Here is a 12,986-nt window from a genome sequence, read left to right as displayed (position 1 = left end):
TTTTAAAACTAATTCAAAATTTTATTTGTGTACCACTACTGTTTTTACATTACAAAATTCTCTTATTCCATGATGGGATAATTCTCGTCCGTATCCTGATATACCTGTACCACCAAAAGGTAGGTTAGGGTTACTGGCAACTTTGGCGTTGATAAATACGGCGCCGTCTTTTATTTTTTTAGAAAGTTCTTGCATTCTACTTATGTCCTGACTAAATAAACTTGCGCCTAACCCAAATTTTGAATCGTTTACCATTTCTATAGCTTCCTCTTCCTCTTTAAAGGATAGAACAGCCATTAAAGGTCCAAAGGTTTCATCTTTAAAAACTGGCATGTCGCGAGTAATATCGGTCAAAATAGTAGGCTCAAAATAGGCGTTTTTACGACTTCCACCTAGGTGAACCTTAGCACCCATATTTACAGACTGATTCATGAGCTCTTCCAGCTCTTCTGCTAGATCTTTTCTAGCCATAGCTCCAATGTAGGTATCGTCATTTAACGGATCACCAGACTTGAGCTCCTTCACTTTATTGGTAAACTTATCTAGAAACTCATCGTAAACCTTTTCATGGATTATAAGTCTTTTACCTGCGATACAGCTTTGTCCAGTGTTTTGATATCTTGCGTTAACGCAAGTTTCAACAGATTTATCTATATCGGCATCTGGAAAAATAACTAATGCATTATTACCACCTAGTTCTAGTACAGTTTTCTTAATTTCTGAGCCAGCAGTACTTGCCACAGCACTTCCTGCAGGTTTTGAACCGGTTAATGTCACTGCCTTTATAATATCATTTTTAATAATATTTTCTACAGCCTTACTACTTATTACAAGATTTTGAAAACACCCTTCTGGAACACCTGCTTCAAGTAAACATTCTTCAATCATATTTGCTGTTCCCATCACGCTACTGGCATGTTTTAGAACGCCTACATTTCCTGCCATCAATCCAGGAATTATAAATCGCATTACTTGCCAGAACGGGTAATTCCATGGCATCACTGCAAGAACAACACCTAGTGGTTCATAACTTATATATGAAGAATGTGCATCATCTATATCTATGTGTTCACTAGCTAGGTAATCTTTTGCCTTACTAGCGTAGTGATCGCATAACCAAGCGCATTTTTCAAGCTCAGATCTTGATTGAGAAATAGGTTTTCCCATTTCCAGTGACATCTGCTTGGCATATTTCTCAATATTCTTTCTCAAAGTGTCACCTATAGATCGCACAGTAGCAGCCTTTTTATCATAGGAAGTAAATCTCCAATCATTAAATGCTTTTTGAGCTTTCTCTAGTTTCGATTGAATTTGGTCTTCGGTAAGTTCTTTATATTCTGCTAGCTTTTCTCCTGTATACGGATTGTAAGTAGTTATCATTTTTTATTTTAAAAGTACGATTAAAGCCAATAAAAAAGACTTCCTTTTGGAAGCCTTTAACTCGTTTTAGCATAGGTTTAGCGCTTACTGATTGGATAGCCATTGGTTCACGTTAGTTTCTATGCGTGACAGTATGTTTTCTGTGTCCGCTTTCGCGAAAGCGTGACCCGTTATATTTTCATACAACTCTACGTACCTATCACTCACAGAGTTTATATACTCATCGCTCATGTGAGGTATAGTTTGACCTTCTTTACCTTGAAAATCATTTGAAATTAGCCATTGACGTACAAACTCTTTACTGAGCTGTTTTTGAGGTTCGTTATTTGCTTGTCGTTCCTCGTAACCATCGGCATAAAAATACCTAGAAGAATCTGGTGTGTGAATTTCATCAATTAGAACGATTTTTCCATCTTTAGTTTTACCAAATTCATATTTAGTATCTACCAAGATAAGCCCTCGTTGCGCGGCAAGTTGGGTTCCTCGTTCAAATAACGCTCGTGTATATTTTTCCAATATCTCGTAATCTTGTTCACTTACAATACCTCTTTTAAGAATGTCCTCGCGAGATATGTCTTCATCATGATCTCCTTTTTCTGCCTTGGTTGCTGGTGTGATGATAGGTTGAGAAAATTTATCATTCTCTTTTAAGCCTTCAGGAAGTGGTACGCCACATAGCATGCGCTTTCCTGCTTTATATTCACGAGCTGCATGACCGCTCATATAACCTCTAATAACCATTTCTACTTTAAATGGTTCACATAAATGACCGATAGCCACATTAGGATCTGGGGTATCTATTAACCAATTAGGCACGATGTCCTCAGTGGCTTTCATCATTTGCGTGGCGATCTGATTCAATATTTGGCCTTTATAAGGTATTCCTCTAGGCATGACTACATCAAAAGCGCTGAGACGATCTGTAGCAATCATTATCAATAACTCATCATCAATGTTATAGACTTCTCTTACTTTACCTTTATAAACATTTTTTTGTCCTTCAAACTCAAACTGAGTATCCATTAAAGTATTAGGTACGCTCATGATATTTTAAATATGATTATAAAGCAAAGGTCTTATTATTTTATAAAAATTGAAATAGGATAACTGGATATTATAAAGAAGTTATACTAAGTTTTAAACAAGTTTTTGATACTGGTCAAACCATTTTCTTACTTGAGTATCGCCATACCCATATTGTGGGAATTTATCCTGAAATGCTATAAAGACTTGTTTAAAACTGAGGTTGGGATTTTGTTTAATTAGATTTTTCACAAATTCCTGTGGCTGCCCGTCACTATTGTTGTTAGGTAATCTATTAATGTGAGAATCTACCGCTGCTCGTACATGAGAATAATTACTTTTTAACTGTGTTGCAATTTGTAATAGGGTAGTGGTATTTCCATCCGAGTAAGATTTCCATAGATTACTCCATAATTCGAGTTGTTCTAATTTTTGTCTGTTAGTATAAATATGAATCAATTCATTATTTGAATGATGTCCATAACTATAAGGAAATGCGTTAAGTGGTCGAATCAAATAGAGTTTAATATTCTTTTTATTGATCTGATGGAACCTGTGTAAAACAAACCATAAATTAGATTGACAAAATAGATCGTCTTCAAACCAAAGATTCACCTCACTATTCTCAGGTATATTCGACAGCTTCTCAAGTTCCTTAATCACAAGATCGTTGTACTCTTGCTGAGTACTATTATACTCCTGTTTAATATACTGTGAACGATCAATTAATAATTGTTCGTAAGATTGTGCTTTTAAAGGGCCATCAATAAAACATTCTCTAAAAGTGATACACTTTCCGTTAAGTTCCGCAGGGAATCTATTTCTTAAGGAATCACCGTTGAGAATATGGTATTCTTGCATCAATAAGTTTAATCTAATTTAAATTCGCCACGAATATCCTCTACTTCCTTTTCTGGTAGTGAGTTAACAAATAAATACATGCAGCCATAAGCGATTGCTCCGCCACAAATTCCAACTGGAATCAAGGTTAGGTTATTTTCAACAGAAAACAACATTATGAAAATGAGTATCATAACAAATTCACAGAAAATCCATGAACCTACAAACATGGCTATATACCATCCTTTTTTATAGCCTTTCTCTTCAAGAATCTCTCCTAGCTTTTTAGAAAGCCAGATGACTAAAAATATTTCTAGCATTTTATTTGGGTTGTGTTAGTTGTCTCAAATTTAGGCTATTAAAACTTTTAAAATACACAATTGTTAAAAGAATTAACAAATTTTTAAAATCCTAGATTGAATCCTAAAACAAAAGCTCCGTAGTTTCTTCCAGATGTCATGCTGTATACGTAGTCGATTCTGAAAGGTCTAAAATTTCCAAAACCAATATTGTCGATCCCTGCGCTTAATTCAAAATAAGGTTTGCGTTCTGTAAAAAGTGCTTTTCCATTCAAAATCAAATCGTAATTTAATTGATTAAGCACTGGTATTTTTCCTAAAATAAATCCTTTGAAGTCATGTTGAACATGAAGTTGAGCATAATCCTTATTTGTACTGTAATCGTAATAGTTTAACAAACCGAAACCATAGGGATTAACTGCTTGTAGTTTATACCTTAATCTATTACCATTAAAATGTTGGTAGTCCACAAATGAAATATTATCGGCGTTAAGAAATGTACCAGCATTGGCATAATAGCTCGTTCTACCTAAATTTCCTAAATCAAAACCTTGGTACAAACTTGCCTTGAATTGATGGAAGTTGTAATTATCATTATTTGAAGCAAATCCACCTTCATAATTTAAAACAATCGTTGGGTATTTTTCATTGGAGATGTTGAATTTTTGGTTGGGATAACTTTGGTACTTTTGACCTGGACGTATGGTTAACGATACACCAGTTTTTAAAATCTCATGATCGTCTATTATCGCTTGTCTTCCTAAATCCAAACTCAAAGGATTATTGCTAGTGTAATCTATATCATCTTGAGGAAACCATACCTGATCTTCAGTATTTGTTAATGGTTGACGTCTTTCATATGAAACTGAGGTATTTACAAAAACACCATTTACCACTTCTTGTCCAAAGTTGATACTAGCAAAATCAACTTCATAGAACTTGGCAAAATTTCTTTCAAATAATAAACTACTTAATGAATTTTCTAGGTTAGAAATAGGGTTGCTATTATTTATTTGACGTACTTCAGTACCAGCTTTAAAGCCTAAATACCTACGATTGGTTCTATTGAATCTATAATTTCCAGTAAAGGTGTACCTTAACCTATCGTCACTAAATCCATAGTTGAATTTTGTCCCTAGGTATAAAGTTCTATTATAATCCTCGTCAAAGCCTTTAAAATAAGAGAGCCCAGAATTTATGGAAAATCCTTGTACTGTATTAAAACCAGAAAAGTTTGCTATACCATCGTATGTAATCGAGTAGTTTTTATTGCTATTTCGGTAGGAATAACCTGTAATGGGATCTAGTAACCTAAACTTATTGTTTACAGCATCAATTGAATCCTTGTATTTAGGATCGTTGCGTACTGCTGCAATACTGTCTTTTTTTATGTACTCTTTACTTTCTTCTGTATTTAAAGGAACAGGTCTTTGTTTTTTCCAAAATAGACTGTCTTTTTTATTGGCACCTTCTTCAAAACTCAAAACTTCAGCACCAAAAAAATCTTTTTCAAATTGTGGATTGAAATTATAATCCGTGTAGTTTGCGATAAATCGACCATTCCCTTTAAAACCTAAGAACTTAAATGAAAAGTCAATGCTTTGTGATCGTTTTACCCAATCCTTATTACTTTCTTCATAAGAAAAGTCTTGTTTAAAGGTTATCTCTTTAATGACAGGTACATTTATATTCATACCAGTTGTGGTAAGCTCAAGGCCGTAAATCGTCCATTGATCTTCTACTATGTAAATAATACCTTCAAATGTATTATCATTAGGCCTTTTACTTTTAACCTCTATTTTATTGATCAAAAAATTATTATCATCAAAAAAGGTTCCTAACAATTTATATTTATAATATCCAAAAGCATAATCTGCAATAGGAGATACGATTCGATTATTTAAGTCTATATTATTGTTGTAAAAATTAAAGTCGGCACTTTCGGCACTATTGGCACTAAAACCATTATCGTCACCACTTATCTTACTTGCTATTATGTGTTCCTTAAAATTATCAGGTGCTTCATAGGCAATTTTTGAAACCGTTTCAGATAGGTAGATAATACCCGATCTAGTTATAGAATCTAGTGATCCGTCAAGATCACCTATCTCTTGTCCCATAAAACTTTCTGGAACATCATTCATACGCCATAAACCACGCGAATAAAAATTTGCTTTATAACTGGAGAATTTTAATCTATTCTTTTCTCTATTATCAATAGCAGCTTGAATAACTCTATCTGCTGGGTTTTCATCACTATTTACAATTACTTCATCTAGTGAAGTGGCCTGTTCTTTTAAAATGACGTTTTGTACCTGATGTTCCTTTTGATAGTTGACTTTTATAGTTTTAGGAGCATAGCCTAAAGATTGGTATACAATTTCATAATCACCAAATTTGGGAAGCTTTAAAGTGTAAGCACCTTCATTATTAGTAGTTGTTCCCGTATAAGAACCTTTAATATAAATAGAGGCAAAGGCCAGCGAATCTCCTTGTGTTCCTGTAAGAGTTCCTATTAATTGCGCTTTGGCGAAAGCTAAACTGAAAACAAAAATGAGAGTAATATAATATTTCATAGAGTTGGTTTATGGATCCCAAAGTTAATTCAGAACCATAAAACTCTATGTCTTATAGAAGGAACTTAACCTTGTTTAACTACATAGACGTATATTGTTAAATAAGGTTGCCTAGATTGCATGAAATTACTTGAATTGTTTTTTTATTGCGTCTAGACGGCGTTTATTATCCCGATCTTTCATGGTTTCACGCTTATCGTAAAGTTTTTTACCCTTTGCTAGCGCTATGTCCATTTTTGCTAGACCATTTTCATTTACAAACAAGCGTAATGGAACAATGGTATTACCAGAATTAGTAACATCCTTTTCTAGTTTTTTAAGTTCCTTGCGGTTTAATAAAAGTTTACGCTCTTGTTTAGGTTGATGGTTAAAATAGGTAGCATGTGAGTATTCTTGTACTGTCATATTGATTACCCAAAGCTCGTTGTTTTGAAATTCACAAAAACTTTCGGCTATACTAGCTTTACCTAACCTTATAGCTTTAATTTCAGTTCCAGCAAGCACAATACCAGCAGTATACCTATCTAGTATCTCATATTCAAATCGTGCCTTACGATTTTTAATTTCTATTTTTTTGTTAATCTTCATATAATACTGCAAATATAAACAGACCAGCACATGCATGTCTTATATATTTGTGAAATGAAAAAGATTGTACTATTACTACTGTTGACAGCACTTGTTGCTTGTAAAGTTGATGATAAAGATTATACTGGTAAGGAGTTAATTCATAAGAGTATTCAAGCGCATGGCTCTCCTTTTTTGGACCAATCTACGATGGAATTCAAATTCAGAGGAACACAATACGAGGCTACAAGAAATAAAGGTGTGTTTCAATATTCTCGTGAGTTTATTCAAGATTCCTTAAGGATTAAAGATGTATTGAGTAACAATAAGAAAGAGCGCTATATAAACGATTCCTTAATTACCGTTGCAGATTCTTTACTTAACGGTTATGCCAGTAGCCTTAATAGCGTAGTGTATTTTGCACAATTACCGTATAGTTTAGATGGAGATGCTATAATCTCTAAAAAAATAGGGATTGATACGATTTTAAATAATAAATATTACGAGGTCAAGGTTACTTTTAAAGAAGAAGGTGGTGGCGAGGATCACGACGACGTTTTTGTCTACTGGATAAATAAGGACAATTATTTAATTGATTACCTGGCTTATTCTTATTGTGAGGAAGAATGTGGATATCGCTTTCGCGAAAGCGTAAATCGTAGAACGGTAAATGGTGTAATCATACAGGATTATAAAAACTATAAAGCAGTCAAAACAAATCCTGATTTATTGCAGTTGGATGATTTATTTGAAAAAGGTCAACTGGAGTTAGTCAGCGAGATTAAAACAGAGCAAGTAAAACTCACGTTAGATTAATACGAATATCAACTTATTGAATAGGTAATTCACTGTTCGTTACTTTGTAGTTTCTTGTAAAAAGCATGATTCTAGCATTTGGTAAATATCTGGATGTTTACGTTTCATAAGTTTTGGCCTAGAAAAGAAGTATTCACAAGCAACGGCAAAGAATTCGGCTTCACTTGTTCCACCGTAGGACCTTATGTCTGACTTGTCGTTATTGATTTGCTCCATTTCATGATGCATGATCTCTAACCAAGCTGCAACCATAGGTTGGTTCATCAATATTTGCGGAATGCCGTCTATTTTACCATCCATTTTATCTATGAGGTGAACAAACTCATGAACTGCGGTATTTAGTTTATCCGTATTGTTACGAAAACCGTGATAAAGCGCTTTTTGCGATAATATCATTTGATTCTCAAATCTTCCTGTACCTACTAATCCTAGGATATTACGGTTTTCATCTTTTTCGGCAAAGCCTAGTTCTTGATTGAATCGATCTGGATATAACCAGACGATTTTTAAGTTATTGTAATGCCAGTCTGGAAAATGAAATACAGGAATTACAGCGCTTGCCGCAATTAACATTTCATCCTTGTCTGCAACCTCAATGTGCACTCCTTCTATTTGAATCTCCTTTAAGAACAGTGCCATACGATTTTTAAATACAGATTGCTGCTCGTGATTCAAGGCCTTATAAAAAGGTACATATTTCAGTAAATCAACATGCCAAAAATTAGGTATTGATAATGCTGGGTTTTTCTTAGTGGTATTGAATTTAATTACAAAATAGATTAGAATAAGAGCTACAATAAATAACGTAGTTATCATAAGGTCATTTTACCTTGTAAAGGTACTAGCTACATTTCAGTCCACCTATTTTACAATTCGGTAACCTCTATTTTAAACTCATGTAGTTTGAATAGATATTTGTCACAGCTTTAAAGGAAAGACTTACTTTTAAGCTAGAAAAAAAGAACTCATGACCTTAAAAAAGTTTTTTAAATATTTTATTTATAGCATTTTACTTGCTTTTATTATCTTATTAATAAACGCATACGCTCGTGGTTATTTCTTCAACTTTCAAGAAGAAGCAATCAACTTTGGAATTAATTTCATGTTCACTGTAGTGTTAACAGCTGTAAATCAATGGTGGTTTAATTTCATATCAAAGTACTATGATTGGGAAACTCACACAGTAGGAAGATTGATTTTTGGTGCACTAGGTTCCATCATATTAACTATGATAGCTTTGTTTGTATGTTACATTATTGTGGTACTAGGGTTTTATCAAAAGTCCTTAGAGTTCTTCTGGGCAAATCAAAGTGCCGAGTATTATTGGTTGGGCCTCATAATTACGGTGATTGTGAGTTTGATCTACCACGCAGTTTATTTCTATAGACTATCATTAAATAAAAAGGTAAAGGAGCAGAAGGTAATAGCGCGCAGTGCCACAGCACAGTTCGATGCTCTTAAAAGTCAACTGGATCCACACTTTTTATTTAATAGTTTGAACGTTCTAGTTTCATTGATCGAGGAAAACCCCAAGGCAGCTACAAAATTTACAACGTCATTATCCAAGGTGTATAGATATGTACTAGAACAACGTAACAAAGAATTGGTAACAATTAATGAGGAATTACAATTTGCACGTACTTATGTGAATCTTCTTAAAACAAGGTTCGAGAATAGTATAGAAGTAATTATACCCAATGAAGCTAGCAATCCAGATGCACAGGTTGTGCCTCTATCTCTTCAATTACTACTAGAAAATGCAGTTAAGCATAACGTGGTTAGTGATACAAAACCACTTTTAATTGAGATTTTTGAAGATGGAGATATGCTTGCCATCAAAAATAATCTACAACCTAAACAAGTAGTAAAGCGCAGCAGTGGTGTAGGTCTTAATAATATAGCTTCTAGGTATGCTTTATTGAGCAACCGTAAAATGAGTATCGATAAACAGGATGATAACTTTAGGGTAAACATACCTATAATAACTGAAAAAGAAACAATTATGAATACAGTAGAAAACACAAGTGTCGAAGATATTAAACTAGTCAAGGCAAAAAGTAGAGTTGCCGATATAAAAGGACTTTACGATAATGCTTTTAGAAGCGCAGCCATTTTAATCTTCCTGTCTGCGGTGAACTATTTTACAAGTGATTTTCCTTGGATCATATTTCCTACCGTTGGGATGAGTATTGGATTAATTTACAATTATGCCAATGTTTACGATTATAAAATACCACTAGGTAAAGAGTGGGAAAATCGAAAAATCGAACAATTAATGAACGATAAAAACTTTTAATTATGAAACCACAAGAAACATATGAAGAACGCTACAAAAGGGCAAAAGAAAGAGTAGGAGAGATCCGTGGATTTTATTCTCACAGTGTGGTCTACATACTAGTAAATATAGGAATAGCGGGATTAAATTACTATCAAAATCAATGGGAATTTCCTTGGTTTTTGTTCACTCTTGGTGGATGGGGAATAGGATTAATTGCACATGCATTTGCTATTTTTGGCACTAATCCATTTACAGGTAAAAAATGGGAAGAGCGCAAAATTCAAGAAATTATGGAAAAAGAACTTAACTCTTAACAAAATGGAATCATTTACAACCCAAGAAGAGGCTCGTCAGAAAGCCGTAAAAAGAGTAAAAGAACTCAAAGGTTTCTACAACCATCTTATTTCATTTATGTTGGTTAATGGTGGTATTGCATTGCTAGTATGGTATTTTGGTGGTTCAATGGCATTTTTTATTTGGACCGTGACAATTTGGTGGGGTTTAGGACTGCTTATTCACGCTTTAAATACTTTTAAACTAAATCCATTTTTTGGTAAAAAATGGGAAGAGAAAAAAATCAAAGAATTATTAGAAAATGAGCATTAAAACCATAATAATAGAAGACGAAAAACCTGCTGCTCGCAGATTACAACGCATGTTGCACGAACTAGGTGTTGAGGTTATGACCATGTTACATTCTGTAGAAGAAGCTGTTAACTACTTTCACAACAACAGTTCTCCAGATTTAATTTTTCTTGACATTCAATTAAGTGATGGATTATCTTTTGAAATCTTTGATGAGGTTCAATTGGATAGCGCCATTATATTCACGACTGCCTATGATGAATATGCCTTGCAAGCATTTAAACACAACAGCGTAGATTATTTACTTAAACCTCTAGATGAAGATGACTTACAAGCTGCAATAAATAAGTTTGAATTACGCTTTCGCGAAAGCGGAAACTCATCATCCCAATCACCTCAAAATAGCCTAAGTAAAATAGATTTTTCACGCATAGCCCAAATGTTGGGTAACCCTATTGATAAGAATTATAAGAAACGATATACAGCTAAAGTAGGAGAACATTTAAAACTGTTTCATGTTGATGATATTCAATTGTTCTTTTCTGAAAATAAAGGAACTTATGTCAATCTATCTAATGGGCGCAATTACTTAATAGATAATAAATTAGAGTCTGTAAGTAATGAGCTTGATCCTGAACAGTTTTATCGTATTTCTAGACAAGCTATTATCAATATTAACGCTATAAAAGATATGATTTCATACACAAATTCACGTTTAAAGGTGAAAATTGATTCTTTTAATGAATTTGACCTTATCGTGAGTCGTGAGCGAGTAAAGGATTTTAAAAATTGGATGAATCAGTAAGACTTACAATAACAAAAACTAAGATTGTAACGACTACCGATTTTTAAATTAATTTTTCAAATTTATAAGGATCTCGATTTCCTATTTTTAAATTTTCCATAGCGTTTAAAGCAATATCCACCCTTTTTTGTTCTCCTTTTGCATTGTAAACCATAAAAATTATGTTGCGTTGTTTACCAGGTGTAAGCGTTTCAAATATTTCATAAGCCTCAAAATCACTCAATAGTACGGCTTCCAGCTCTTCGGTCATGGGAGCTTGATATTTGCTAGTGTCTTCTTGCATTTTTACCTTAACCGTGTCTCCTTGATCAACATCGAGTAATTTACGATTTGCTTTGGAAAACATGAGGTATACAGTCCCATGCTTTTTTGAAACGCCAGCGTGTAATTTTAGCTCCTTATTATTGGAAGTAATGGTTGCAACTACGCGTTTTATTTTATCTACTGCTAATTGATCGGCAATGTCCTCAGGAATTAGGATAGCTCCCATAAAGCCATCTGTTCCTAGAGTTGCTTCAAATTCAAAAACCATCTATTATAATCTATTTGTGATTACTTGTGTCTCACTGTGCAAGGTACGATGTACGGGACATTTATCTGCAATTTGTAACAAACGGTCAATTTGTTTTTCATCCAGGTCTCCAGTGATTTTTATAGCTCTTTTAAAGGTGTCAATCTTGGCAGAATTTTCCTCACAGTGTTCACAATCAGCTGCGTGTTCTTTACTATATGAAACATGACATTCAACATGATCTAGTGGCCATTGCTTGCGCCTAGAATACATGTGCAAAGTCATCACCGTACATGCAGCAAGACCAGATGATACCAGTTCATAAGGTGTTGGCCCAAAGTTATTGCCACCTACACTCAAAGGTTCGTCTGCTGTGATGTAGTGATCGCCTGCCTTAATAGAAGTAGTGTAGTCGTCACCAGCTTTTAAACTTGCAACAATTTCATGTTCGGATTTGAGTGATTGTTTTTCAGGAATGTTTAGATATCGCAAGGCCCATGCTGCGATTACTCTTCCTGTATAACTGCTATCTTTTTTGTTCATGAGTAGATGGTGAGCACCGTCTAGACTAATGAAGCTTTTAGGATGCCAGGCATTGACATATAATTTTTCTGCATGTTTAATACTTACATAATCGTCCTGCGGACTGTGCATGATGAGCACAGGTTTGCGTAAATTTTGTAGTACCTGAGTGAGATGATTTTCATTGAGACTCTTTACAAAATCGCTGGATATTGTAAATTCTCTTCCTGCTAATTGAACTTTTGCATTTCCTTTTGATTCAATTTCTTCCACTTTATCAGCAAATAAATGCTTCACATGTTTAACATCACTAGGAGTACCTATAGTAGCAACAGCCTTTATAGAGTTCGCTTTCGCGGAAGCAAAAATCGCAGCAGCACCACCCAAACTATGTCCAATAAGAAGTGAAGGCGCTTGATAGTGCTCTTCTAAATACTCAACGGCAGCCAGTAAGTCGTCAACATTACTCGAAAATGTCGTATCAGCAAAATCACCGTGAGAAGCTCCTAGACCGGTAAAATCAAATCGTAACACACCAAATCCTTGTGCGGTAAGTTCTCTCGAAATAATACGCACTGGAGTAAGATCCTTACTACACGTAAAACAGTGAGCAAATATTACAAAATTATGGGGTTTTTGAGAACTGGGTAATTCGACTATCCCAGTGAGTTTGTATCCTGTAGGACTATCAAAAGTTATGGTAGTAGCTTTCATAACTTTAAAAATACCAACTTTCTATTACAGGCTTAAAAACTTAACGTAATATTGTGAACGGAAAAAGACT

Annotated in this window: 14 protein-coding genes; 5 read left to right on the top strand and 9 right to left on the bottom strand. The window is 34.2% G+C overall.

All coding sequences use genetic code 11. The annotated features are described in order from the left end of the window. Window positions 1–21: 21 nt before the first annotated feature. The 6 genes from I5168_RS10500 to smpB form a co-directional block, all read right to left on the bottom strand. Window positions 22–1,380 (bottom strand): NAD-dependent succinate-semialdehyde dehydrogenase, encoded by a 1,359-nt coding sequence (locus I5168_RS10500; protein WP_431471729.1) that lies wholly within the window; start codon window positions 1,378–1,380, stop codon window positions 22–24. Window positions 1,381–1,464: 84 nt separating this feature from the next. Continuing rightward, window positions 1,465–2,424 (bottom strand): phosphoribosylaminoimidazolesuccinocarboxamide synthase, encoded by a 960-nt coding sequence (locus I5168_RS10495; protein ID WP_060522555.1) that lies wholly within the window; start codon window positions 2,422–2,424, stop codon window positions 1,465–1,467. Between the two features lie 93 nt (window positions 2,425–2,517). Further along, window positions 2,518–3,264: a DUF1835 domain-containing protein gene (locus I5168_RS10490; RefSeq protein WP_431471728.1), complete on the bottom strand. Its 747-nt coding sequence runs from the start codon at window positions 3,262–3,264 to the stop codon at window positions 2,518–2,520. An 8-nt stretch (window positions 3,265–3,272) separates the two neighbouring features. Next, window positions 3,273–3,563, bottom strand: a complete 291-nt coding sequence (locus I5168_RS10485; protein ID WP_431471727.1) for a hypothetical protein — start codon at window positions 3,561–3,563, stop codon at window positions 3,273–3,275. A gap of 83 nt (window positions 3,564–3,646) precedes the next feature. Next, window positions 3,647–6,118, bottom strand: a complete 2,472-nt coding sequence (locus I5168_RS10480) for a DUF5686 and carboxypeptidase regulatory-like domain-containing protein (protein WP_431471726.1) — start codon at window positions 6,116–6,118, stop codon at window positions 3,647–3,649. Between the two features lie 126 nt (window positions 6,119–6,244). Then, on the bottom strand, window positions 6,245–6,706 hold the full coding sequence (gene smpB, locus I5168_RS10475; RefSeq protein WP_105018915.1) for an SsrA-binding protein SmpB: 462 nt from the start codon (window positions 6,704–6,706) through the stop codon (window positions 6,245–6,247). Window positions 6,707–6,760: 54 nt separating this feature from the next. Between smpB and I5168_RS10470 the strand changes: the two genes are divergently transcribed. Beyond that, window positions 6,761–7,501, top strand: a complete 741-nt coding sequence (locus tag I5168_RS10470; protein ID WP_042278707.1) for a DUF6503 family protein — start codon at window positions 6,761–6,763, stop codon at window positions 7,499–7,501. Window positions 7,502–7,540: 39 nt separating this feature from the next. On the opposite strand, the gene I5168_RS10465 is transcribed toward I5168_RS10470, so the two are convergent. Next, on the bottom strand, window positions 7,541–8,317 hold the full coding sequence (locus I5168_RS10465; RefSeq protein WP_431471725.1) for a zinc-dependent peptidase: 777 nt from the start codon (window positions 8,315–8,317) through the stop codon (window positions 7,541–7,543). A gap of 151 nt (window positions 8,318–8,468) precedes the next feature. On the opposite strand from I5168_RS10465, the gene I5168_RS10460 reads away from it, so the two are divergent. From I5168_RS10460 to I5168_RS10445, 4 genes are read left to right on the top strand one after another with little or no spacing between them, the layout of a single operon-like run. Further along, window positions 8,469–9,797 carry a histidine kinase gene (locus tag I5168_RS10460; protein WP_169709757.1) on the top strand — a complete coding sequence of 443 codons (1,329 nt, stop codon included), beginning with the start codon at window positions 8,469–8,471 and terminating at the stop codon, window positions 9,795–9,797. Window positions 9,798–9,799: 2 nt separating this feature from the next. After that, window positions 9,800–10,093, top strand: coding sequence for a 2TM domain-containing protein (locus I5168_RS10455; protein WP_042278710.1), 294 nt, complete (start codon window positions 9,800–9,802; stop codon window positions 10,091–10,093). Between the two features lie 4 nt (window positions 10,094–10,097). Then, the gene (locus I5168_RS10450; RefSeq protein WP_060522549.1) at window positions 10,098–10,385 is read left to right on the top strand and encodes a 2TM domain-containing protein; all 288 of its coding nucleotides are present in this window, start codon (window positions 10,098–10,100) and stop codon (window positions 10,383–10,385) included. After that, the gene (locus I5168_RS10445) at window positions 10,381–11,169 is read left to right on the top strand and encodes a LytR/AlgR family response regulator transcription factor (protein WP_431472766.1); all 789 of its coding nucleotides are present in this window, start codon (window positions 10,381–10,383) and stop codon (window positions 11,167–11,169) included. Before I5168_RS10450 ends, I5168_RS10445 begins: the two co-directional genes overlap by 5 nt. 43 nt (window positions 11,170–11,212) lie before the next feature. Here I5168_RS10445 and I5168_RS10440 read toward each other — a convergent pair whose 3' ends face one another. Both I5168_RS10440 and I5168_RS10435 read right to left on the bottom strand, forming a co-directional pair. After that, on the bottom strand, window positions 11,213–11,701 hold the full coding sequence (locus I5168_RS10440; RefSeq protein ID WP_042278715.1) for a YdeI/OmpD-associated family protein: 489 nt from the start codon (window positions 11,699–11,701) through the stop codon (window positions 11,213–11,215). Window positions 11,702–11,704: 3 nt separating this feature from the next. Further along, entirely contained in the window at window positions 11,705–12,916 is a 1,212-nt protein-coding gene (locus I5168_RS10435) for a bifunctional alpha/beta hydrolase/OsmC family protein (RefSeq protein ID WP_431471724.1), read from the bottom strand. Window positions 12,917–12,986: the final 70 nt, after the last annotated feature.

Source organism: Nonlabens sp. SCSIO 43208, from assembly GCF_050703575.1.
GTDB lineage: Bacteria > Bacteroidota > Bacteroidia > Flavobacteriales > Flavobacteriaceae > Nonlabens > Nonlabens tegetincola.
Note: the sequence above shows the minus strand (reverse complement) of the source record. Positions and strands in the feature narration are given on the sequence as shown.

Coding starts and splice junctions, on each gene's coding strand:
- I5168_RS10465 (WP_431471725.1), bottom strand. CDS start 8,317: ATGATAACTACGTTATTTATTGTAGCTCTTATTCTAATCTATTTTGTA.
- I5168_RS10490 (WP_431471728.1), bottom strand. CDS start 3,264: ATGCAAGAATACCATATTCTCAACGGTGATTCCTTAAGAAATAGATTC.
- smpB (WP_105018915.1), bottom strand. CDS start 6,706: ATGAAGATTAACAAAAAAATAGAAATTAAAAATCGTAAGGCACGATTT.
- I5168_RS10440 (WP_042278715.1), bottom strand. CDS start 11,701: ATGGTTTTTGAATTTGAAGCAACTCTAGGAACAGATGGCTTTATGGGA.
- I5168_RS10470 (WP_042278707.1), top strand. CDS start 6,761: ATGAAAAAGATTGTACTATTACTACTGTTGACAGCACTTGTTGCTTGT.
- I5168_RS10455 (WP_042278710.1), top strand. CDS start 9,800: ATGAAACCACAAGAAACATATGAAGAACGCTACAAAAGGGCAAAAGAA.
- I5168_RS10480 (WP_431471726.1), bottom strand. CDS start 6,118: ATGAAATATTATATTACTCTCATTTTTGTTTTCAGTTTAGCTTTCGCC.
- I5168_RS10460 (WP_169709757.1), top strand. CDS start 8,469: ATGACCTTAAAAAAGTTTTTTAAATATTTTATTTATAGCATTTTACTT.
- I5168_RS10435 (WP_431471724.1), bottom strand. CDS start 12,916: ATGAAAGCTACTACCATAACTTTTGATAGTCCTACAGGATACAAACTC.
- I5168_RS10500 (WP_431471729.1), bottom strand. CDS start 1,380: ATGATAACTACTTACAATCCGTATACAGGAGAAAAGCTAGCAGAATAT.
- I5168_RS10485 (WP_431471727.1), bottom strand. CDS start 3,563: ATGCTAGAAATATTTTTAGTCATCTGGCTTTCTAAAAAGCTAGGAGAG.
- I5168_RS10450 (WP_060522549.1), top strand. CDS start 10,098: ATGGAATCATTTACAACCCAAGAAGAGGCTCGTCAGAAAGCCGTAAAA.
- I5168_RS10495 (WP_060522555.1), bottom strand. CDS start 2,424: ATGAGCGTACCTAATACTTTAATGGATACTCAGTTTGAGTTTGAAGGA.